This window comes from Rhizobium phaseoli (genome assembly GCF_003985125.1).
Lineage (GTDB): Bacteria > Pseudomonadota > Alphaproteobacteria > Rhizobiales > Rhizobiaceae > Rhizobium > Rhizobium phaseoli.
The window spans coordinates 110,253-129,474 of the sequence record NZ_ML133567.1; the positions used below are offsets into that span (position 1 = coordinate 110,253).

Consider the following 19,222-nt stretch of genomic DNA (forward strand, 5'->3'; position numbering starts at 1 on the left):
CGCCGTAAACAAGGCTCAGAGGGAAAAGCGCCATGACCACTTCGGAAAAATTGATCGCCACGGAACAGCGGCTCGGCGCCAACAATTACAAGCCGCTCGACGTTGTGCTGACGCGCGGCGAAGGTGTTTATGTCTGGGATACCGACGGCAACCGCTATCTTGATTGCCTCTCGGCCTATTCCGCGGTCAACCAGGGCCATTGCCATCCGAAGATCCTCGCCGCCATGATCGAGCAGGCGGGCCGGCTCACCCTCACCTCCCGCGCCTTCCGCAACGACCAGCTCGCCTATCTCTACGAAGAGCTCGCCGCTCTCACCGGCTCGCACAAGATCCTGCCGATGAATTCCGGCGCTGAAGCCGTGGAGACCGCCATCAAGGCGGTGCGCAAATGGGGATACGAGGTCAAGGGTGTGCCGGAGGGCCAGGCGGAGATCATCGTCTGCGCCGACAATTTCCATGGGCGGACGCTGAGCATCATCAGCTTCTCCACCGATCCCGACGCCCGCACCGGCTTCGGCCCCTACACGCCGGGCTTCCGCATCATTCCCTTCGGCGATGCCGAGGCTTTCGCCGCCGCCATCAACGTCAATACGGTGGCGGCGCTGATCGAGCCGATCCAGGGGGAAGCAGGCGTCATCATTCCGCCGGCCGGTTATTTCACCCGCATCCGCGAGCTCTGCACGACAAACAACGTCACCCTCATTCTCGACGAAATCCAGACCGGCCTCGGCCGCACCGGCAAGCTGCTGGCCGAGGAACATGAAGGCATCGAGGCCGACGTGACGCTGATCGGCAAGGCGCTCTCCGGCGGCTTCTATCCGGTATCTGCGGTCCTTTCGAATTCCGAGGTGCTGGGGGTGCTGAAACCCGGCCAGCACGGCTCGACCTTCGGCGGCAACCCACTCGCCTGCGCCGTGGCGCGCACCGCGCTGAAGGTGTTGACGGAAGAGGGCATGATCGAAAACGCCGCCGCGATGGGCGACTATTTCCTCGAAGGCCTGAAGTCGATGCGCTCGAACATCGTCCGCGATGTGCGCGGCCGCGGCCTGATGATGGCCGTCGAGCTGGAGCCCGAAGCCGGCGGGGCACGCCAATATTGCCATGCGCTGAAGGAGCGCGGTCTTCTCGCCAAGGACACTCACGACCATACGATCCGCCTCGCCCCGCCATTGATCATCTCAAGAGAACAGGTCGACTGGGCGGTCTCGCAGATCGAAAAGACGATCGGGTGATCGCAAATCGAGACTGAAAACCTGGTCAACCCGGTTTCCGATTTAGATTTGGGCAACACTCTTTCGCTAATGTCGTCGTAACCGTAACGATGCTTCGCCGAACGCAAAGCCATCGCGTGGGGTGAAGGCAAAGCGCGTCAGCGCCAATGGGGGCGCACTCGCTTCTGCTTTGGCTTATGACATTTGGGAAGAATTCTAATGGCCACGATCAATTCCACTAGCTTCAGCGGCGACACGCTCGAGATCATTGCCTTCCGCCTGCATGATCAGGAATTCTGCGTCAAGACCACGACCATCCGCGAAATCCGTGGCTGGGCGCCGTCCACGCCGATCCCGCACGCGCCGGCCGATGTCATCGGCGTCATGAACCTGCGCGGCTCGGTGATCCCGATCATCGACCTTGCTTACAAGCTCGGCATGAAGAGCACCGTCGCCAACGAACGCAGCGCCATCGTCGTCGCCGAAGTTCACAGCATGGTCATTGGCATGCTCGTCGACCGCGTCTCGGATATTCTGACCATTTCGTCCGGCCAGGTCCAGCCGGTGCCTGAAGTGACCGCCTCCTTCGACCGCGCTTATTGCGAAGGCATCATCGCGTCGGAAAACGGCATGATCTGCTTCCTGAACCTCTCCAAGATGTTCAAGGAAAATGAGACGGACGAACTGGCGGCGTAAATCGGCCCAATGCTTCGGATCGTGAAAACCGCCCGCAAGGGCGGTTTTTTTGTCGACGCAACCACGTCTGAGCAACATCAGTCATTATTTTCAACTTCTGAAATATAAGCGATCGCTTTTATATATCGAAAATTAACCACGCTCCATCACTATGGAATGCGAAGCACAAGGATGACATGGTTTCCGATCGGTGGGGGTTAACTCCCCGGCACAGGGCATTCCTCACCCCGATGGCTTCGTTCTAGCAGCCCGAAGCAGCAAAAGCTGCACATCTCAAAGGGACAGGAATGTTTGGTCTAGCCCCCGATTCGAAATACATTCTTGACGCCATTTCCAAATCGCAGGCGATCATCGAGTTCGACCTTAAGGGAAAAATCCTGGCGGCCAACGAGAATTTCTGCAACGCGCTTGGCTACAGCCTGAGCGAAATCCTTGGCAAGCATCACAGCATGTTCTGCGAGCCGGCCTATGCGGCCACTGCGGAATACCGCGAATTCTGGGCGCGACTGGGACGAGGCGAACATGATGCCGGTGCCTACAAGCGCTTTGCCAAGGGCAATAGGGAAATATGGATCCAGGCGTCCTATAATCCTGTTCTCAAGGGCGGAAAACCCTTCAAAGTGGTGAAATTCGCGGCCGACATCACCGCCGCCAAAAAGAAGGCGGTCGAAGATTCTGGCAAGCTTGAGGCGATTTCACGCTCCCAGGCTGTGATTGAATTTACTCCGACGGGCGAAATCCTGACCGCCAACGAGAATTTCTGCAACGCCATGGGATATTCGCTGGCCGAAATCACCGGCAGGCACCACAGCATGTTCTGCGATCCCGCCTATACCAGCACCGGGGATTATGCCGACTTCTGGAGACGGCTGGCGCGCGGCGAATTCATCGCCAACGAATTTGTGCGTTTCGGCAAGGGCGGCCGGCAAATCTGGATCCAGGCAGCCTACAATCCGATCGTCGATGCCGACGGCAACGTTTACAAGGTCGTAAAATTCGCGACCGATGTCACCCAGCGCATGAGCGCCATTTCCATGCTCGGCGGCGCGTTGCATCAGCTCTCCGAAGGCGATCTGACAAGGACGGTGGATACGGCTTTCGTTCCTTCGATGGAGCAGTTGCGCCACGATTTCAACGCCGCGGTCGCGGGCCTTGCCGAAACCATCAAGACGATTGGAGAAAATGCCGCAGCGATCGCCGCGGGCTCGCGCGAGATCGGATCATCGGCGGACTCGTTTTCCAAACGGACCGAGCAACAGGCCGCGTCGATCGAGGAAACCGCAGCCGCCCTGGAGGAAATCACCACGACGGTCAACGATTCGAGCCGCCGCGCCGGGGAGGCGGGACGCCTCATCGCCAAGACAAAACAGGGCGCCGAACAGTCCGGCGCCGTCGTTCGCAATGCCGTCGCGGCCATGGACCAGATCGAGCAGTCTTCGCGCGAAATCAACAACATCATCGGCGTCATCGACGATATCGCCTTCCAGACCAATCTTCTGGCCTTGAATGCCGGCGTTGAGGCGGCGCGCGCCGGTGAAGCCGGCAAGGGTTTCGCGGTCGTCGCCCAGGAGGTTCGTGAACTCGCCCAGCGCTCTGCCAACGCCGCCAAGGAGATCAAGGCGCTCATCAACACGTCAAGCCAACTCGTCAAGAACGGTGTCGGTCTAGTCGGCGAGACCGGCAAGGCGCTCGAGGAGATCGTCGCCCAGGTCGGCGATATCAACGGTAATGTCGAGGCGATCGTCGAGGCGTCGAGAGAACAGGCGACCGGACTGAGCGAAATCAATCAGGCGGTCAACACGCTGGATCAGGCAACCCAGCAGAATGCCGCCATGGTCGAGGAAAGCACGGCCGCCAGCCACAGCCTTGCACGGGAGGCCGAGACGCTGCGTGTGCTGCTGACGAAGTTTCGTCTCCCGGGCCAGTCCCAGCCCTCCGTCAGGCAGGAGGCAAGGCCGACCGGCTCACCGGCGCGGCATCTCGTTTCACGCGTCGCCAGGGCGCACGGCGCTGCCGCTGCAAGCGCCGAGAGCTGGGAAGCGTTCTAATCCTGGAGCCTTTTCGATAAAATCAAGTCCGGCAATGCGCCTTAGGACCACCAGGAAGCGCGCCGCAGCATATCGCCTTGGCGCGCTCCAAGCGGTTATCCGAACAGCGCGAAGGTCGCCCGCAGCGTCACCCACACACCCCATAGCGGCGGAATGCCGACAACCGCCCAGGCAAAGCATCGCCTTGGCGTCGAGCCCACCCGAGCCGATGCCGAAGGAGCCTGTCGGCCCGGCATTGATGGCCGCCGATTTCGCCTGCAGCGCCGCGACCTCGTCTCCGACATGAACACTTGTAGAGAAGCGGCTTGACCAGTGCATTGGCGATCAGCCCGAATGCCGGCGGACATACATGGTGCCGGTATAGAGGGTCGGACCGGGTACGCCGGCGGCGATCTGTGCTTCGCGGATATCGTTCACCACGCCGGGGCCGACGATGCCGGCCGTTGCCCAAGCCGTCAGCAGCCGGCCATGAATGGCGCCGACGAAGTGGGTGCCGAAATATCGGGGGATGGTCGCAAAGCCGCCGCCGCACATCGACAGGATGATGCCGAGGGAGAGAACGAACGGTGGCGCGGGCGCAGGCAGTATGCTGCTGCCTCCCCTCCGGCATACGCCACTTTGGATTACCGGATCTGGTGTGTTTCCGCTTCCGGTTTGCGGATCATGGGAACGGCCTCAAGCACGAGCGGATCCAGGCCGTTTTCCTGCTTCTCGAGAATTTCGAACAATTGCCGCCGCATCCGCGGCTCCCAGAATTTATTGATATGATTGGCGACGCCCTCCACGGCCTCGCTTGCCGGCTGGCTCTTGAAGAATGTGGCGATCTGGTTTGCCATATAGACGAGTTTGGTCTTGGTATCATGCGACATCGGCGATGCTTCCGGACGAGATGCGGTGCGGGTGGGTGAAAATCTCGAAGTCCTCGCCGCGCACCAGCGCGACGAGCGTCATGCCGGCCTCTTCGGCCGTACGGATGGCCAGAGCCGTCGGCGCTGAAATGGCGACAAGCACCGGGCTGCCGAGGATAGCAGCCTTCTGCACCATCTCGACGGAAAGCCGGCTGGTGACGACGACGGCACCGTCATCGCCACTTTCACCGCAGCCGATGACGGCGCCGCAAAGCTTGTCCAGCGCATTGTGCCGGCCGACATCTTCGCGCACGGCAAGCAATCCCTTGCCGGGACGATAGAAGGCGGCGCCATGCACCGCCCGCGTCTCGCGATGCAGCGGCTGCGCCTCGTTCAGAAGCGAAACGGCGCGAACGATATCGGCATGCGACAGCGTCAATGGTGATGCCGAGACATCGGGCACGGGGCGCACCGCCTGTTCGATCGATTCGATGCCGCAGAGGCCGCAGCCGACCGGCCCCGCCATGCTGCGGCGCCGTGCCCGCAGCCGGTCGGCGACGTCGTCGACCAGGCTGACCTGCACATCGATCCCCTGCTCACCGGCAACGACCTCGATGCCCGATATTTCCGCTCGCTCGGCAATGATCCCTTCGGTCAGACTGAAGCCGATGGCAAAGTCCTCGAGGTCGGCTGGTGTCGCCATCATCACCGCATGGGCGCTGCCGCCATAGGAAAAGGCAATCGGCACTTCCTCCGGCACGATACGAAAGCCGGCGTGCATGAGGCCGTTGCGGCGGGCGGTTTCGGAGGCACGGGCGGTGGTGGCGAAATCTACCATGCGGCAACAGGACGAAATACATCCGCCTCCGCCTCACCGTCGACGCCAGTCCACCACCCCATCATCACTCCGCGGCCTCGAGTTTGCCGGCGATGCGGCGGGATTGCCGCGCCTGTTCGTCATATTCCATCTGCCAGTCGCTCGGCCCGTTGGAAGGCGAGACCTGGACTGCCGTCACCTTATATTCCGGGCAGTTCGTCGCCCAGTCGGAGAAATCGGTGGTGATGACGTTCGCCTGCGTATTGGGATGATGGAAGGTCGTATAGACGACGCCCGGCGCAACACGATCGGTGATCAACGCCCGGAGCGTCGTGTCGCCGGAGCGGCTCATGAGCTTCACCCAGTCGCCATCGCGCACGCCGCGCTGTTCGGCATCGTGCGGATGGATTTCCAGCCGGTCTTCCGCGTGCCAGACGACGTTCTCCGTCCGCCGCGTCTGCGCCCCGACATTGTATTGGCTGAGGATGCGGCCGGTGGTGAGCAGCAGCGGGAAACGCGGACCGGTACGTTCGTCGGTCGCCACATATTCGGTGCGGATGAACTTGCCCTTGCCGCGCACGAAGCCGTCGACATGCATGATCGGCGAGCCGAGCGGGTTCTTCTCGTTGCAGGGCCACTGCACCGAGCCGATCTTGTCGAGATAGTCGTAGGAGACCAGGGCGAAACTCGGCGTCGTCGCCGCGATCTCGTCCATGATCTCCGACGGATGATTGTAGCTCCAGTCGAGCCCCATGGTCTGGGCAAGCTTCTGCGTCACCTCCCAGTCGCCATAACCGTTGCGCGGCGTCATCACCTTGCGAACGCGGTTGATGCGGCGCTCGGCATTGGTGAAGGTGCCGTCCTTCTCGAGGAAGGTCGAGCCCGGCAGGAAGACATGGGCGTAGTTGGCGGTCTCGTTGAGGAACAGGTCCTGAACGACGACGCATTCCATCGCCGCAAGGCCGGCCGCGACATGTTTCGTATCGGGATCGGACTGGAGAATATCCTCGCCCTGGACGTAGAGGCCCTTGAAGGAACCGTCGACCGCCGCATCCAGCATATTGGGAATACGCAGGCCCGGCTCGTTGTTGAGCTTCACACCCCAGAGCTTTTCGAAGATATCACGGGTCGCATCGTCGGAAATGTGTCGGTAGCCCGGCAGCTCGTGCGGGAAGGACCCCATGTCGCAGGAGCCTTGCACGTTGTTCTGGCCGCGCAGCGGATTTACGCCGACGCCGGGACGGCCGATATTGCCGGTCGCCATTGCCAGATTGGCGATCGCGATGACCGTGGTCGAACCCTGGCTGTGTTCGGTAACGCCGAGACCGTAATAGATCGCGCCGTTGCCGCCCTTGGCATAGAGCCTCGCCGCGCCGCGCAGATCCGCCGCCGGCACGCCGGTGAAGATCTCGGTCTGTTCGGGGCTGTGCGCCGGTTCGGCGACGAAGGCGGCCCAGTCCTCGAATTCCGACCAGTCGCAACGCTCCCGGATGAAGGTCTCGTCATAGAGCCCTTCGGTGACGATTACATGCGCCAGCGCCGTCATGACGGCGACATTTGTGCCGGGTTTCAGCGGCAGGTGGTAGGAAGCCTCGATATGCGGCGACCGGACGATATCGGTGCGGCGCGGATCGATAACGATCAGCTTGGCCCCCTGGCGCAGCCGCTTCTTCAGCCGTGAGGCGAACACCGGATGGCCGTCGGTCGGGTTGGCGCCGATGATGACCACGACATCGGACTGTTCGACGCTGTCGAAATCCTGCGTGCCGGCCGAGGTGCCGAATGTCTGGCCGAGGCCGTAGCCGGTCGGCGAGTGGCAAACGCGGGCGCAGGTATCGACATTGTTGTTGCCGAAACCGGCGCGGACCAGCTTCTGCACCAGATAGGTTTCCTCGTTGGTGCAGCGCGACGAGGTGATGCCGCCGATCGCCTCGCGGCCATACTGATACTGGATGCGGCGGAACTCCGAGGCCACATGCGCGAAGGCCTCGTCCCAGCTCACCTCCCGCCAGGGATCGCTGACCTTTTCGCGAATCATCGGGTTGAGGATGCGATCCTTATGGTTGGAATAGCCGTAGGCGAAGCGACCCTTGACGCAGGAATGGCCACGATTGGCCTGGCCGTCCTTCCAGGGAACCATGCGCACCAGCTCCTCGCCGCGCATTTCCGCCTTGAAGGAACAGCCGACGCCGCAATAGGCGCAGGTGGTGATGGCCGAATGCTCGGGCTGGCCGATCGCAATCACCGATTTCTCGGTCAGCGTCGCCGTCGGGCAGGCCTGGACGCAGGCGCCGCAAGAGACACATTCGGAATCGATAAAGGCTTCATGTGCACCCGCGGAAACCTTGGAGCCGAAACCGCGCCCCTCGATCGTCAGCGCGAAGGTGCCTTGCACCTCCTCGCAGGCGCGCACGCAGCGCGAACAGACGATGCACTTGGAGGGGTCAAAGGTGAAATAGGGATTGGACTCGTCCTTCGGTGTCCATTTCAGATTGATCTCGCCATTGTTGCGGGCTTTGACATGGTTGTCGCCGTCGTAGCCGTAGCGCACGTCGCGCAGGCCGACGGCGCCTGCCATGTCCTGCAATTCGCAGTCGCCGTTGGCAGCACAGGTGAGACAGTCGAGCGGGTGGTCGGAAATATAGAGTTCCATCACGCCGCGGCGGATGTCCGTCAGCCGTCCCGTCTGCGTGTGCACCACCATATTGGCCGCCACCGGCGTTGTGCAGGAGGCAGGCGTGCCGGCCCGGCCCTCGATCTCGACGAGACAGAGCCGGCAGGAACCGAAGGCATCCATCATGTCGCTGGCGCAGAGCTTCGGCACCGTAATCCCGGCCTCCATCGAGGCCCGCATGATGGACGTGCCCTCCGGCACGCTGATTTGCTGCCCGTCGATGGTCAGCGTCACCATCGTTTCCGATTTCGAAGCGGGAGTGCCGTAGTCGATTTCATGAATGAGAGACATGGTCGGTCTCCTGTATGGAAATGGAATTGAGCAAGTCGGGCGAGAAGCGGGCTGGCATGTGGGATGTCATCACTCGGCAGCCTCCGCGATCGGCGCCCGCGAAAAATCCTCCGGGAAATGCGTCATCGCACTCATGACGGGATAGGGCGTGAAACCGCCGAGCGCGCAAAGCGAGCCGAATTTCATCGTGTTGCAGAGATCGGCCAGCAGCTCGCGGTTCTTCTCCGGCTCGATGCCCTGGGCGATCTTGTCGGCCGTCTCGACGCCGCGCGTCGAGCCGATGCGGCAGGGCGTGCACTTTCCGCAGCTTTCGACGGCGCAAAACTCCATCGCGAAACGTGCCTGCTTCAGCATGTCGGCGGTGTCGTCGAACACGACGATGCCGGCATGGCCGATCAGCCCGTCCCGGGCGGCGAAGGCTTCGTAATCGAACGGCGTATCGAACAGCGTCCGCGGAAAATAGGCGCCGAGCGGCCCACCGACCTGCACGGCCTTGACCGGCCGTCCCGTCGCCGTGCCGCCGCCGATCCTGTCGACGATATCGCCGAGCGAAAGGCCGAAGGCTGTTTCGTAGAGACCGCCATATCTGACATTACCGGCGATCTGCAGCGGGATGGTGCCGCGCGAGCGGCCCATACCGAAATCGCGATAGAAGGCGGCACCCTTCTCCATGATCACGGGCACGGAAGCGAGCGAGATCACGTTGTTGATGACGGTCGGACAGTCGAATAGTCCCTTATGCGCCGGCAGCGGTGGCTTGGCGCGCACGACGCCGCGCTTGCCTTCGAGGCTGTTCAGCAGGGCCGTCTCCTCGCCGCAGACATAGGCGCCGGCGCCGGTGCGCACCTCGATATCGAAAGCGCGGCCCGAGCCGAGCACCGACGGGCCGAGGATCCCGGCCTGCCGCGCGATGCCGACCGCCTCACTCATCGCAGCGATCGCATGCGGATATTCCGAACGCGTGTAGATGAAGCCCTTCGTGGCGCCGGTCGCAAGGCCCGATATCGCCATGCCCTCGATCAGCACGAAGGGATCACCCTCCATGATCATCCGGTCGGCAAAGGTACCGCTGTCGCCCTCATCGGCATTGCAGACGATATATTTGCGTTCGCCGGGCGCATCGAGAACGGTCTTCCACTTGATGCCTGTGGGGAAACCCGCGCCGCCGCGTCCACGCAGGCCGGAGTCGGTCACTTCCTTGACGATTTCGGCGGGTGCCATCGAAACGGCGCGGCGAAGGCCGGCAAGACCGCCATGCGCCTCGTAATCCGAAAGCGAGAGCGGATCGATGACGCCGCAGCGGGCGAAGGTCAGGCGGGTCTGTTGCTTCAGGAACGGGAGGTCTTCAACCTCCCCGAGACAGAGCGGGTGATCGCCGCCATTGACGATGCCGGCATCGAAAAGCACGGACACATCCTTGGCCTTCACCGGTCCGTAGCCGATGCGCTTGCCGGCAAGCTCGACCTCGACCAGCGGCTCCAGCCAGAACATTCCGCGCGAGCCGTTGCGCACGATCTCGGCATCGAGGCCGCGGGCGACGATCTCCTGGGCAATCGTCTTTGCCACCTTTTCGGCCCCGAGCGCCAGCGCAGCGGCATCGCGCGGAACATATATCTTGACTGTCATCGGCGCGCCTCCGCAACGAGCTCCGTCGCCAGCTGATCGTCGACCCGGCCATAAACCTCGCCGTCGAGCATCGCCGACGGGGCGCAGGCGCAGAGCCCGAGGCAATAGACCGCCTCCAGCGTCACGCTGCCGTCGAGCGTCGTCTGGTGAAAATCGATGCCGAGCAGCGCCTTAACACGTTCAGCCAGCGCGTCGCCGCCCATCGACTGACAGGCCTCGGCGCGACAGAGCTTCAGCACATGCCGCCCGGCGGGGTGATCGCGATAATCGTGATAAAAGGTCATCACCCCATGCACTTCGGCGCGCGAGAGGTTCAGTTCCTCCGCGATCACGGGCAGGGCTTCCTGCGGCACATATCCGAATTCCTGCTGAACCTCATGCAAAATGGGAAGCAGCGGTCCTTCAAGGAAGCGAAGGTCGGCGACAATGGTACGCGTGCGCGCTGCGATATCGCCTCCGGCGATATGAATGGTCATAAGGCAGCCCTCCCAGCCGCTTGCTCGTTGCGGAACGGCGCTCTCCCCAGCATGAGGCCATCCCCTCATGCAGCATCTCAGGGAAGCCGGCGACGATCAATAAAGCTATCTCGTGGATTGATAGGTTTTTTCTATCAGAGCTCTTCATCCCGCACGAGCACGCGCGCTTCATGCAGCAAGGCCGAAACGAGCGGCGTGAAGGGCTCGCGATAGGGCGCGACGAGGCCGACCAGATGGTGGGCCTCCGGTTCAACGATCGGAATCATGCGGATTTCTATTGGGAATCCAAATGATTTCGCAACGTTGCGCGGCATGATGCTTGCCCAGCGCCCAGTTCTGACATGCGAGAACAGCACGATCATCGAGTTGGATTCGAGCGTTGGATGCACGGTGGCACCTGCTTCCGTCAGGTGTCGGTTGATGATGCGCCGGTTCTGCATGTCGGCAGTCAATAGACAAAGCCGAAGATCGCCGACCTCTTTCCAGGTCACGCTGTCGCGATCTGACAGCGGGCTGCCCGCAGCCGTGATCAGATGATAGCGCTCGGCATAGAGCGGAACACTGGTCACACGCCCGAGCGGCTCATTTTCAAGATAGGTGATGCCGGCGTCGATCTCGAGATTTTCGAGCATGCTCAGCACCTGCAGCGAATTGCGCGAGACGATCGAGAAGGTGACGCCGGGATGTCGTTCCTGAAAGGGCGTGGTGATGCGCGAAAGCATGGCGAGGGCCGTCGGAATGGCGGCGAGACGAATGTGGCCGGAAAGACCGCGCCGCGCCGCGCGCATTTCCTCTCGCATGGTGCGGGCATCGCCGACGATGCGCCGCGCCCACTCGAGCACGCGCTGCCCCTCCGGCGTCAGCCCCTGAAACCGCGACCCGCGCTGCACGAGCATGACACCGAGCTGATCCTCCAGCTGGCGGATGGCGGCCGAGAGCGTCGGCTGCGAAATCCCGCATTCCTCCGCAGCGCGGCCGAAATGCTTTTCATTGGCAAGGGCGATGAAGAATTCCAGCTTGTCGATCATCCGGTCTCCCGACCCGGTATGATTTCATCCGGATCCAGCCCATCTTCTGCGCAGCCACCGCGCGACCCGACATGCTTAACCGTTTTCGACAGCCGGAAAAAGATCGAACAGCGATTCGAGGAAGGCAGGCACGCTGAGATTGCCGATGCTGTAATAAACCAGCCTGCCCTGACGGCGCGTGTTGACCAGCCCTTCGAGCCTCAGACGCGCGAGCTGCTGCGAGACCATTGCCTGTTGTATGCCGAGAATATTCTCGATTTCACCCACCGTCCGCTCCTCATTCGCGAGGATGCAGAGGATCAGAAGTCGGGTCTGATGCGCCAGCGCCTTCAGTAGACCGCTCGCTTCATGGGCTTTTGAAGCGAGTTTGTGCAAGTCCTGGCCGGTCATTCCCGGCTCCGGTTTAGGCAACGGCATTTCGGCATCTCGGAAGGGAAGCAAAAGGTAGATCAGCACAATAGCATATTCGCACAAGCGAATTCGTCAATTGTGGCGAAATGCCAAAAAAGGTCCAAGTAAATCAGCAGATAAGCTGACCGCCGTTGATCTCGAGGACTTGGCCCGTAATGTATCCGGAGAGGGAAGGAGCCGCCAGGAAGAGATAGGCGGGAGCACAATCCTCGGCCGTGCCGAGACGCTGCAGGGGAATGGATTTTCTCGTCTGCTCCAGCTTTTCGCGGGAGGAATAGCGCTCATGGAAATCCGTTTCGATCGTTCCCGGCGAGACGCAATTGACCCGGATGCCATCCGGCGCCAGCTCACGGGCAAGCGCCTTGGAATAGGTGGAAACGAATGCTTTCGAGGCCGAATAGACCGAAGAGCCGGGACTGCCGCCGGTCAGCGCTGAAATCGAAACCGTGTTGACGATGGCCGCGCCTTCGGCTGCCTTCAATGCCGGCAGCAGCGCCCGGGTCAGCGCCACCACCGACGTCTGGTTCAACCGCACGATCGCTTCATAATCCGCGTCGGTCAGTGTCGCGGCCGGAAAACGGCCGAGCATGGTGCCGGCATTGTTGACGAGCACATGCACCTTGTCGAAGAAGGCGAGGGCGTCCTCTGCAAATTGCGCAGCGCCGCCGGCGGCGGTGAAATCGGCATGCAGCAACAGCGCCCGTCTTTCCGATTCGGCCGTCAGCAGGAAATCCGGCAGATCCCGTCCCGGTTTGCGCCCGGTATGGACGATCACCTTCGCGCCACAGTCCAGGAACTGCCGGGCCACCTCGAGGCCGATGCCCCGCCCGCCGCCGGTAACGACGACATTGCGATTTTCGAATAGTCTCGGATGGAACACGAAGCCGTCCTCCTCGCGGACAATGCCGCCGGTTGCGCCCTTCGCCCTTAACATATGAGCGCGCCGGCCGAAAGAAAGGCACGCATTGATCTTTCCGCCGGAGACCAGGGCTGCGGGAAGCTCAGCTTTCGTTCTCGATCTCCAGAAGCCGCGCCCCCGGCCCTTCCTCGCCGAGCCGATCGCAGGGATTGCGCAACGGACAGCTTTCGATCGACAGACAGCCGCAGCCGATGCAGCCGGTCAGACGGTCGCGCAGCAGGCTGAGCCGTCTGATTCGATCGTCGAGTTCGTTCTTCCAGCGCGCCGACAGCGTCTGCCAGTCAGCAACCGTCGGGGTGCGCCCCTGCGGCAGGGAGGCGAACGCCGTCTGGATTTCTGAGAGCGGAATGCCGACACGTTGCGCCACCTTGATGATGCCGAGCCGGCGAAGCACATCACGTCCGTAGCGCCGCTGATTGCCGCGGGTGCGGATGCTGGAAATCAGCCCCTTGGCCTCATAGAAATGCAGCGCCGAGACGGCAAGACCACTGCGTTCCGCCACTTCGCCAACCGTCAGAAGCCTGCCGAACGGCGTTGCAGAAATCGCATCCATCGTCTCTTGACCTCAATATTGGTTGAGGTTTTATAACGCCTGCTCCGACGATCGTAAAGCCCAAGGACATAAGATACGACGGCCAGATCCCCCCGGCCGATAACCGGCTGAAATCGCGGCGCCGGCATTTGCCGTCCTCGCACCGGCCGCGTCCTGCGATAGGTCGCCTGGAGACGAGCTCGGGGTCCGTTCCCGGCAGGTACGGAACCTCTGAAAACACCCGGACGCGACTCCGTCCGGGTGTTTTTTCGTGTCCGCGGTTCCGTTCCGACCGGACGGACGGATGCGTGATTTTGCGGTTGCGGTAAGAGAATCCCGATGATATTTTCGCTGAAATAACAGGGGAGCTCCGTGTTGCCGGGGCTGAGATGAGAAGCGCAAGCCTCCGGACCCTTCAAAGCTGATCTGGGTAATGCCAGCGGAGCGAGGTTCAGATGTTTTCCGGCGCACAAGTGTCACCCTTTCCGATGTCCGGCCGTTTCGTCGGCGCCATGCTCGATGCCTTCAACAGCTTTGTGCCTCTGTGGCGCCGCGCGACTTTGCAAGCGCGCAATGAGGGCTGCGGCATTTTGGATTGCTGCATGATTTTATCCTTGGACCGCTTCCGATTTGAAGCATGCAGCCGGACGAAAGCCTGAAATCGACGCTGATGACATCGCCACCACCATCGGATTCGCGCCTTGCCGCGCTCAGTGGCGCCCTGTACCGGGCGAGCCCCGCCCTGCTCGCCGGGTTTGCCTTTCTGGCCGCATGGGAACTCTATGTCGATCTTTCCGGCATCAAACCGTCCATCCTGCCGGCACCTTGGCGCATCCTTACCCAGGGCTGGCTGAACCGCGAAGCGCTGATATCCAACACCTGGCCGACGCTCGGCGCCACGCTCGGCGGCTTCGCCCTGTCGCTCGCCTTCGCTTTCGTGTCGTCGATCCTGATGGATTTCATGCCCTTCATGCGCCGGGCATTGCTGCCGATCTTCATTGGCAGCCAGACCCTGCCGCTGGTGGCGATCGCGCCCCTTGTCGTTCTCTGGTTCGGTTTCGGCCTGTTGCCCAAGATATTGCTGGTAGCGCTCGTCACCTTCTTCCCGCTGCTCGTCGCCCTGTTGCAGGGTTATGAGGCGACCGACCGCGACATCGCTGAACTCTTGAACTCGATGAAGGCAAGCCGCTGGCGCATTTTCCGCCTGGCCCGGCTTCCCTCGTCGCTGCCCTATTTCTTCGCCGGCCTCAGAATCTCGATCACCTATGCCGTCGTCGGCGCGATCTTTGCCGAATATGCGGGAGCCGCGCGCGGCCTCGGCATCTATATCCTCAACGCCAAGAACAATTTCCGGCCGGATCTTGTCCTCGCCGCCGTTGTCGTCAGCGCCGTGCTGACACTCTGCCTCTTCGGAGTGACGCTGATGATCGAGCGCCTCGTCATGCCTTGGCAACCGTCCGGGGAGCGCCGCCGATGACTGATGAACTGGTCGAGCTGCGCAGGATTTCGAAATCCTTCGACGGCATGCAGGTGCTCGGCGATATTTCGCTCGCTGTCGCAACCGGCGAGTTCGTCTCGATCGTCGGTCCCTCCGGCTCCGGAAAATCGACGGTGCTGCGATTGCTGACGCAAGCGCTGCGCCCCGATTCCGGCGCCTTGCTCTTTAAAGGCGCCCCGCTGGAACAGGCGCCGCATTCCTTCGCCTTCATGCCGCAACGCGATGCGCTGATGCCCTGGCGCCGGATTATCGACAATGCCGCACTCGGCCTGGAGGTGCGCGGCATGAGCCGTCGCGCGGCCCGCGCCACTGTGGCGCCGCTGTTCGAGCACTTCGGCCTTGCCGGCTTCGAACAGCATTATCCCGCCCAACTTTCCGGCGGCATGCGCCAGCGCGCCGCGCTATTGCGCACCGTCGTCCAGAGCCAGGACATGCTGCTGCTCGACGAGCCTTTCGGCGCACTGGACGCGCTGACACGCACGCAGATCCAGGAATGGCTGCAGGGCATGTGGACGCAACATCGTTGGACGGCCTTGTTGATCACCCACGACGTGCGCGAGGCGGTGTTCCTCTCCGACCGGATCTATGTGCTATCAGCCCGCCCGGCGCGTATCATCCGCCAATTCCGCGTTCCCTTGCCCCGCCCGAGAAGCATCGCCGATCTCGGCTCGCCGGCGGCCCAGGCGATCGAGACCGAAATTCTGCAAACCCTGCTTCATCCGCAAGAACAGGATGATTTTGGGCCGCCGGCCTAAAATCTGAATCCTGTTCTCATTTAAAGAGTTAGAGCATGATGCCGTCCGAAACTGCTTACACTTTTCGGCATCATGCTTCAGAGACCTGAGGAGGTCACCATGCTGCTTCTCACCCGTCGACAGACGATTCTCGCCGCCCTCGCGACAAGTCTCGCCGGCAGCAACACCTTCGCCCAGTCGGCACCGGCAAAGGTTCGCATTGCGCTCGACTGGACGCCCAACACCAACCATATCGGCATCTATGTCGCCAAGGCGAAGGGCTTCTATGCCGCCGCCGGCCTCGATGTCGAAATTCTACCCTTTACCGATACCAGTGCCGGCACGCTGGTGTCGAACGGGGTTGCCGATTTCGGCATCAGCAGCGAGATCGAGGCTCTGACCCAGCGCGCCGGCGGTGGTGACGTGAAGATGGTCTACGGCGTCGTCCAGACCGAAACCGCGCGCCTGATCTACAAGGGCGGACGCGACGACATCAAGAGCCCCAGGGATCTCGACGGCAAGACCTATGGCGGCTTTGGCGGCACCTGGGAGAGCGCGCTGGTCTCGGCGATGATCCGCAACGACGGCGGCACGGGTGACGTCAAGACCGTAACCCTCGGCACCTCCGCCTACGAGGCGCTGGACAATGGCTCGGTCGATTTCACGCTGGAGATCTACACCTGGGAAGGCATCGCCGCCGAGCTGGAAAACCGCAAGATCAGCCGCTTCCACTATTCCGATTACGGCATTCCCGACGAGCAGACGACCGTCATCGTTTCCAGCGACGCCTATCTCGCAGCGAGTCGAGAACAGGCGCGCGCCTTCATCCAGGCCACGCGCCAGGGGTATGCCTATTCCGTCGACCATCCTGACGAGGCCTGCGACCTGCTGATTTCCAACAGCAATGGCGCACTAATGAATACGGAACTGGTAAAAGCGTCCCAGAAGGCTTTGATCGAGGGGCACTTCCTCAAATCCGAGGCCGGCGTCATCGGCACCATCGACCCGGCGAAGGCCGATGCCATCGGCGGCTTCCTGCTCGAGAACGGCATCCTGGTCGATGCGAACGGCGCAGCGCTCAAGGAGAAACCCGACTTTTCCACCTATTATACCAACGAACTCCTCGGCTGAATCCGCCCCCGCCCTTGCCCGAGGCGGCCTTCCACGGCAAGCTTTTGGTTGGTGTGATTTGAGCCGGATCGGGCAGGGTGAGAAACGACATGCGACCACAGGAGAGACTGGCCGGAGCGGACTTTCTGCGCGCGATGGCCTGCCTGCTGGTGCTTGCTCACCATCTCACGCTCCGGCTGGATATGCGCCGAATTCCGGATGAATTGGCGCCGACGGCGCATATCCTCCGCTTCGGCAACTTCGGCGTTGCCATTTTCTTCGTGCTCAGCGGCTTTCTTCTGGCCCGCCCCTTCTGGCGCGCGCTCGATGCCGGCAGCGGCATGCCGAGCGTTGCGAACTACGCCATCCGCAGGGCGGCGCGTATTGCCCCCGGCTTCTGGGTCGCTGCCACCGTCAGCTTCGTTGTCAGCCTGACGCTGCTTGCCCTGCCGCTGACGCCGGAGCTTGCACTTCGCTACGTTTCCGGACTGCTGTTCATGAGCCAATGGCATTGGCGCACGTTTTTCCCCGTCGAGTCCGACGGGCCGCTCTGGTCCATCCCCTTTGAGGTCACCAGCTATGTGCTCCTGCCGGCCTGCTTTTTCCTGCTGTTTCGCCTGCCCGGGCTGCGGCAGCGCCTGTTCCTGGCCCGTTTCGCCTGGCTCTGCGTCCTTGCCGGCGTCCTCATTGCCCACCTGGCGATCCTGAGGCTCTTTGCGCTCGACGACATCGGGCGCGGCTGGGCCTATGGCCTGCAGGGCGGGGCGAAGGAATGGATGCCCAACTACAATCCAATCGGCTTCTTCGCCGTCTTCGCCCTCGGCGCGCTTGCCGCCGGCATAGAAGTCATGCTGGCTGCACGGCGTTCCCTCTGGTTCGATGCGACAGCACTTCTCGCTTTTTCCATCGCCGGCTACCGCCTCGCCATATCGCCCGGCGGTTCGGCCGAGGCTTACGGCTGGCTCGACATTCCCTACGGATTTCCGGTCTTTCCGCTGGCAATCGCAACCGCGCTCGTATCGCTCTGCCATTCGCATCGCCTAGGCAGGCTGCTCGACAACGCTCCCGTCCGCTACCTCGCCAAGATCTCGTTCGGCATCTATATCTGGCAGGAGATCATCCTGACATTGATCCAGAGACTCGACCCCGGTTCGTTCGGCGCTTCCTCGGACAATGTCGTCACCGGCTGGCTGCAATCTTGCGGACTGACGGCGGCTCTCGTCCTTCTTGTGGCCAGTCTCAGCTATCACCTACTGGAGCGACCGGCGATCGACTTTGGAAACCGTCTGACATCGCGTCCACCCGAACGGGCTACTCCTTTTAAAGTATAATTTCGTTTTCACCTCAACTACAGGCATTAAGATGAAAAGGGAATACTCCCATTTTTGGTGTCTTTAGGGGTAGCGATTCTCAATTATATCGATGACAAACCTTACGTGAGCATGTATTTGTCTCCGCACAGTTCAGAATTGCATCTAAACTTGTGGGCCTTGCGTAATGAATGCTTTTACTTCGAAGACGAGTTCACGCTTCGATCCGTCTCAGCGTCAGACCAAAACCAGGACCCTGCTCGTAGCGAATTCCAACATTCGCCAGCCGGAGAGCTTTGCCAATGGCGAAGCAAAGCCGGCACTGCGATTGGCCGTGAAGCGGCTGATCGACATCGTCATCTCCGCCAACGCCCTCCTCGTACTGGCGCCGCTTTTTCTGGCGATCGCTCTTCTCATCAAGCTCGACGATGGCGGTCCGGTGTTCTTCCGCCAGATCCGCTGGGGGTTGAACGGCCGTAAGATCAATGTCTTCAAATTCCGTTCAATGCGGGCGGAGGCATGCGATCCCAGCGGCATCCAGCAGACCGTCAAGGGCGACTCCAGGATGACCGCCATCGGCGCAATGCTCCGCAGGACCAATATCGACGAACTGCCGCAGCTCCTGAACGTCCTGAAAGGCGAGATGTCTCTGGTCGGCCCGCGCTGCCATGCCATCAACATGCGCGCAGCCGGCAGGCTCTACGAGGAAGTGGTGCCGAACTACCACCATCGACACGTCATGCGCCCCGGTATCACCGGCCTGGCGCAGACACGCGGCTGGCGCGGCCCGACGACTAAGCCATTGGCAGCCCGGGCCCGCATCGCCTGTGATATCTATTATGTCAGGAATTTCAGCCTGCTGCTCGACCTGAAGATCCTGTACAAGACACTGCTCATCGAGCTGCGCGGCGGCACCGGCTTCTGAGGCACCGCGACAACCCGGCGGCGGCTTCCGCTTTTCCGGCCGGCTGAACTCTTCTGCCTGCTCAACCA

The 19,222-nt window shown here is 61.7% G+C and carries 17 protein-coding genes, 2 pseudogenes and 1 riboswitch; of the genes and pseudogenes, 9 read left to right on the plus strand and 10 right to left on the minus strand.

Annotation, left to right across the window (positions count from 1 at the left end; all coding sequences use genetic code 11):
* Nucleotides 1-32 precede the first annotated feature (32 nt).
* The 3 genes from rocD to EFD56_RS06130 all read left to right on the plus strand — a co-directional run bounded on the left by rocD (nucleotide 33) and on the right by EFD56_RS06130 (nucleotide 3,955).
* Nucleotides 33-1,232 (plus strand): ornithine--oxo-acid transaminase, encoded by a 1,200-nt coding sequence (rocD, locus tag EFD56_RS06120; RefSeq protein WP_037118010.1) that lies wholly within the window; start codon nucleotides 33-35, stop codon nucleotides 1,230-1,232.
* Nucleotides 1,233-1,430: 198 nt separating this feature from the next.
* A complete protein-coding gene (locus EFD56_RS06125) occupies nucleotides 1,431-1,907 on the plus strand; it encodes a chemotaxis protein CheW (RefSeq protein ID WP_010020519.1) in 477 nt (158 codons plus the stop codon).
* A 287-nt stretch (nucleotides 1,908-2,194) separates the two neighbouring features.
* Nucleotides 2,195-3,955, plus strand: coding sequence for a methyl-accepting chemotaxis protein (locus EFD56_RS06130; RefSeq protein WP_037142055.1), 1,761 nt, complete (start codon nucleotides 2,195-2,197; stop codon nucleotides 3,953-3,955).
* A gap of 95 nt (nucleotides 3,956-4,050) precedes the next feature.
* Here the strand turns inward: EFD56_RS06130 and EFD56_RS06135 are convergent.
* The 10 genes and pseudogenes from EFD56_RS06135 to soxR all read right to left on the minus strand — a co-directional run.
* A pseudogene (locus tag EFD56_RS06135) lies at nucleotides 4,051-4,519 on the minus strand (MFS transporter small subunit); the annotation flags it as partial.
* A 59-nt stretch (nucleotides 4,520-4,578) separates the two neighbouring features.
* Complete coding sequence (locus tag EFD56_RS06140) at nucleotides 4,579-4,824, minus strand: formate dehydrogenase subunit delta (protein ID WP_126904941.1); 246 nt, start codon at nucleotides 4,822-4,824, stop codon at nucleotides 4,579-4,581.
* Nucleotides 4,814-5,641 carry a formate dehydrogenase accessory sulfurtransferase FdhD gene (gene fdhD / locus EFD56_RS06145; protein ID WP_126904942.1) on the minus strand — a complete coding sequence of 276 codons (828 nt, stop codon included), beginning with the start codon at nucleotides 5,639-5,641 and terminating at the stop codon, nucleotides 4,814-4,816. The genes EFD56_RS06140 and fdhD overlap by 11 nt, the downstream gene beginning before the upstream one ends.
* 64 nt (nucleotides 5,642-5,705) lie before the next feature.
* Nucleotides 5,706-8,585 carry a formate dehydrogenase subunit alpha gene (fdhF, locus tag EFD56_RS06150; protein ID WP_064828623.1) on the minus strand — a complete coding sequence of 960 codons (2,880 nt, stop codon included), beginning with the start codon at nucleotides 8,583-8,585 and terminating at the stop codon, nucleotides 5,706-5,708.
* A gap of 69 nt (nucleotides 8,586-8,654) precedes the next feature.
* Nucleotides 8,655-10,211 (minus strand): formate dehydrogenase beta subunit, encoded by a 1,557-nt coding sequence (locus EFD56_RS06155; protein WP_126904943.1) that lies wholly within the window; start codon nucleotides 10,209-10,211, stop codon nucleotides 8,655-8,657.
* Complete coding sequence (locus tag EFD56_RS06160) at nucleotides 10,208-10,687, minus strand: formate dehydrogenase subunit gamma (RefSeq protein WP_126904944.1); 480 nt, start codon at nucleotides 10,685-10,687, stop codon at nucleotides 10,208-10,210. The genes EFD56_RS06155 and EFD56_RS06160 overlap by 4 nt, the downstream gene beginning before the upstream one ends.
* Before the next feature lie 134 nt (nucleotides 10,688-10,821).
* Entirely contained in the window at nucleotides 10,822-11,715 is an 894-nt protein-coding gene (locus EFD56_RS06165; RefSeq protein WP_012485454.1) for a LysR family transcriptional regulator, read from the minus strand.
* Nucleotides 11,716-11,790: 75 nt separating this feature from the next.
* On the minus strand, nucleotides 11,791-12,132 hold the full coding sequence (locus EFD56_RS06170; protein ID WP_037118026.1) for an ArsR/SmtB family transcription factor: 342 nt from the start codon (nucleotides 12,130-12,132) through the stop codon (nucleotides 11,791-11,793).
* Between the two features lie 103 nt (nucleotides 12,133-12,235).
* Nucleotides 12,236-13,006 (minus strand): SDR family NAD(P)-dependent oxidoreductase, encoded by a 771-nt coding sequence (locus EFD56_RS06175; protein ID WP_126905032.1) that lies wholly within the window; start codon nucleotides 13,004-13,006, stop codon nucleotides 12,236-12,238.
* Between the two features lie 121 nt (nucleotides 13,007-13,127).
* Nucleotides 13,128-13,598 (minus strand): redox-sensitive transcriptional activator SoxR, encoded by a 471-nt coding sequence (soxR, locus tag EFD56_RS06180; RefSeq protein ID WP_037142063.1) that lies wholly within the window; start codon nucleotides 13,596-13,598, stop codon nucleotides 13,128-13,130.
* Nucleotides 13,599-13,928: 330 nt separating this feature from the next.
* Nucleotides 13,929-14,042, plus strand: a riboswitch (TPP riboswitch).
* On the opposite strand from soxR, the gene EFD56_RS06185 reads away from it, so the two are divergent.
* The 6 genes and pseudogenes from EFD56_RS06185 (at nucleotide 14,033) to EFD56_RS06210 (ending at nucleotide 19,154) form a co-directional block, all read left to right on the plus strand.
* On the plus strand, nucleotides 14,033-14,236 hold the full coding sequence (locus EFD56_RS06185) for a hypothetical protein (RefSeq protein WP_064828625.1): 204 nt from the start codon (nucleotides 14,033-14,035) through the stop codon (nucleotides 14,234-14,236). (Overlaps the previous riboswitch by 10 nt.)
* Nucleotides 14,237-14,247: 11 nt before the next feature.
* Nucleotides 14,248-15,054, plus strand: coding sequence for an ABC transporter permease (locus tag EFD56_RS06190; protein WP_097602700.1), 807 nt, complete (start codon nucleotides 14,248-14,250; stop codon nucleotides 15,052-15,054).
* Nucleotides 15,051-15,862: pseudogene (locus tag EFD56_RS06195) on the plus strand (ABC transporter ATP-binding protein). Before EFD56_RS06190 ends, EFD56_RS06195 begins: the two are co-directional and overlap by 4 nt.
* A 67-nt stretch (nucleotides 15,863-15,929) precedes the next feature.
* On the plus strand, nucleotides 15,930-16,940 hold the full coding sequence (locus tag EFD56_RS06200; RefSeq protein ID WP_126904946.1) for an ABC transporter substrate-binding protein: 1,011 nt from the start codon (nucleotides 15,930-15,932) through the stop codon (nucleotides 16,938-16,940).
* Between the two features lie 89 nt (nucleotides 16,941-17,029).
* The gene (locus tag EFD56_RS06205; RefSeq protein WP_004679296.1) at nucleotides 17,030-18,250 is read left to right on the plus strand and encodes an acyltransferase family protein; all 1,221 of its coding nucleotides are present in this window, start codon (nucleotides 17,030-17,032) and stop codon (nucleotides 18,248-18,250) included.
* 166 nt (nucleotides 18,251-18,416) lie between these two features.
* A complete protein-coding gene (locus EFD56_RS06210; protein WP_064819164.1) occupies nucleotides 18,417-19,154 on the plus strand; it encodes a sugar transferase in 738 nt (245 codons plus the stop codon).
* The last annotated feature ends 68 nt before the right edge of the window (nucleotides 19,155-19,222 follow it).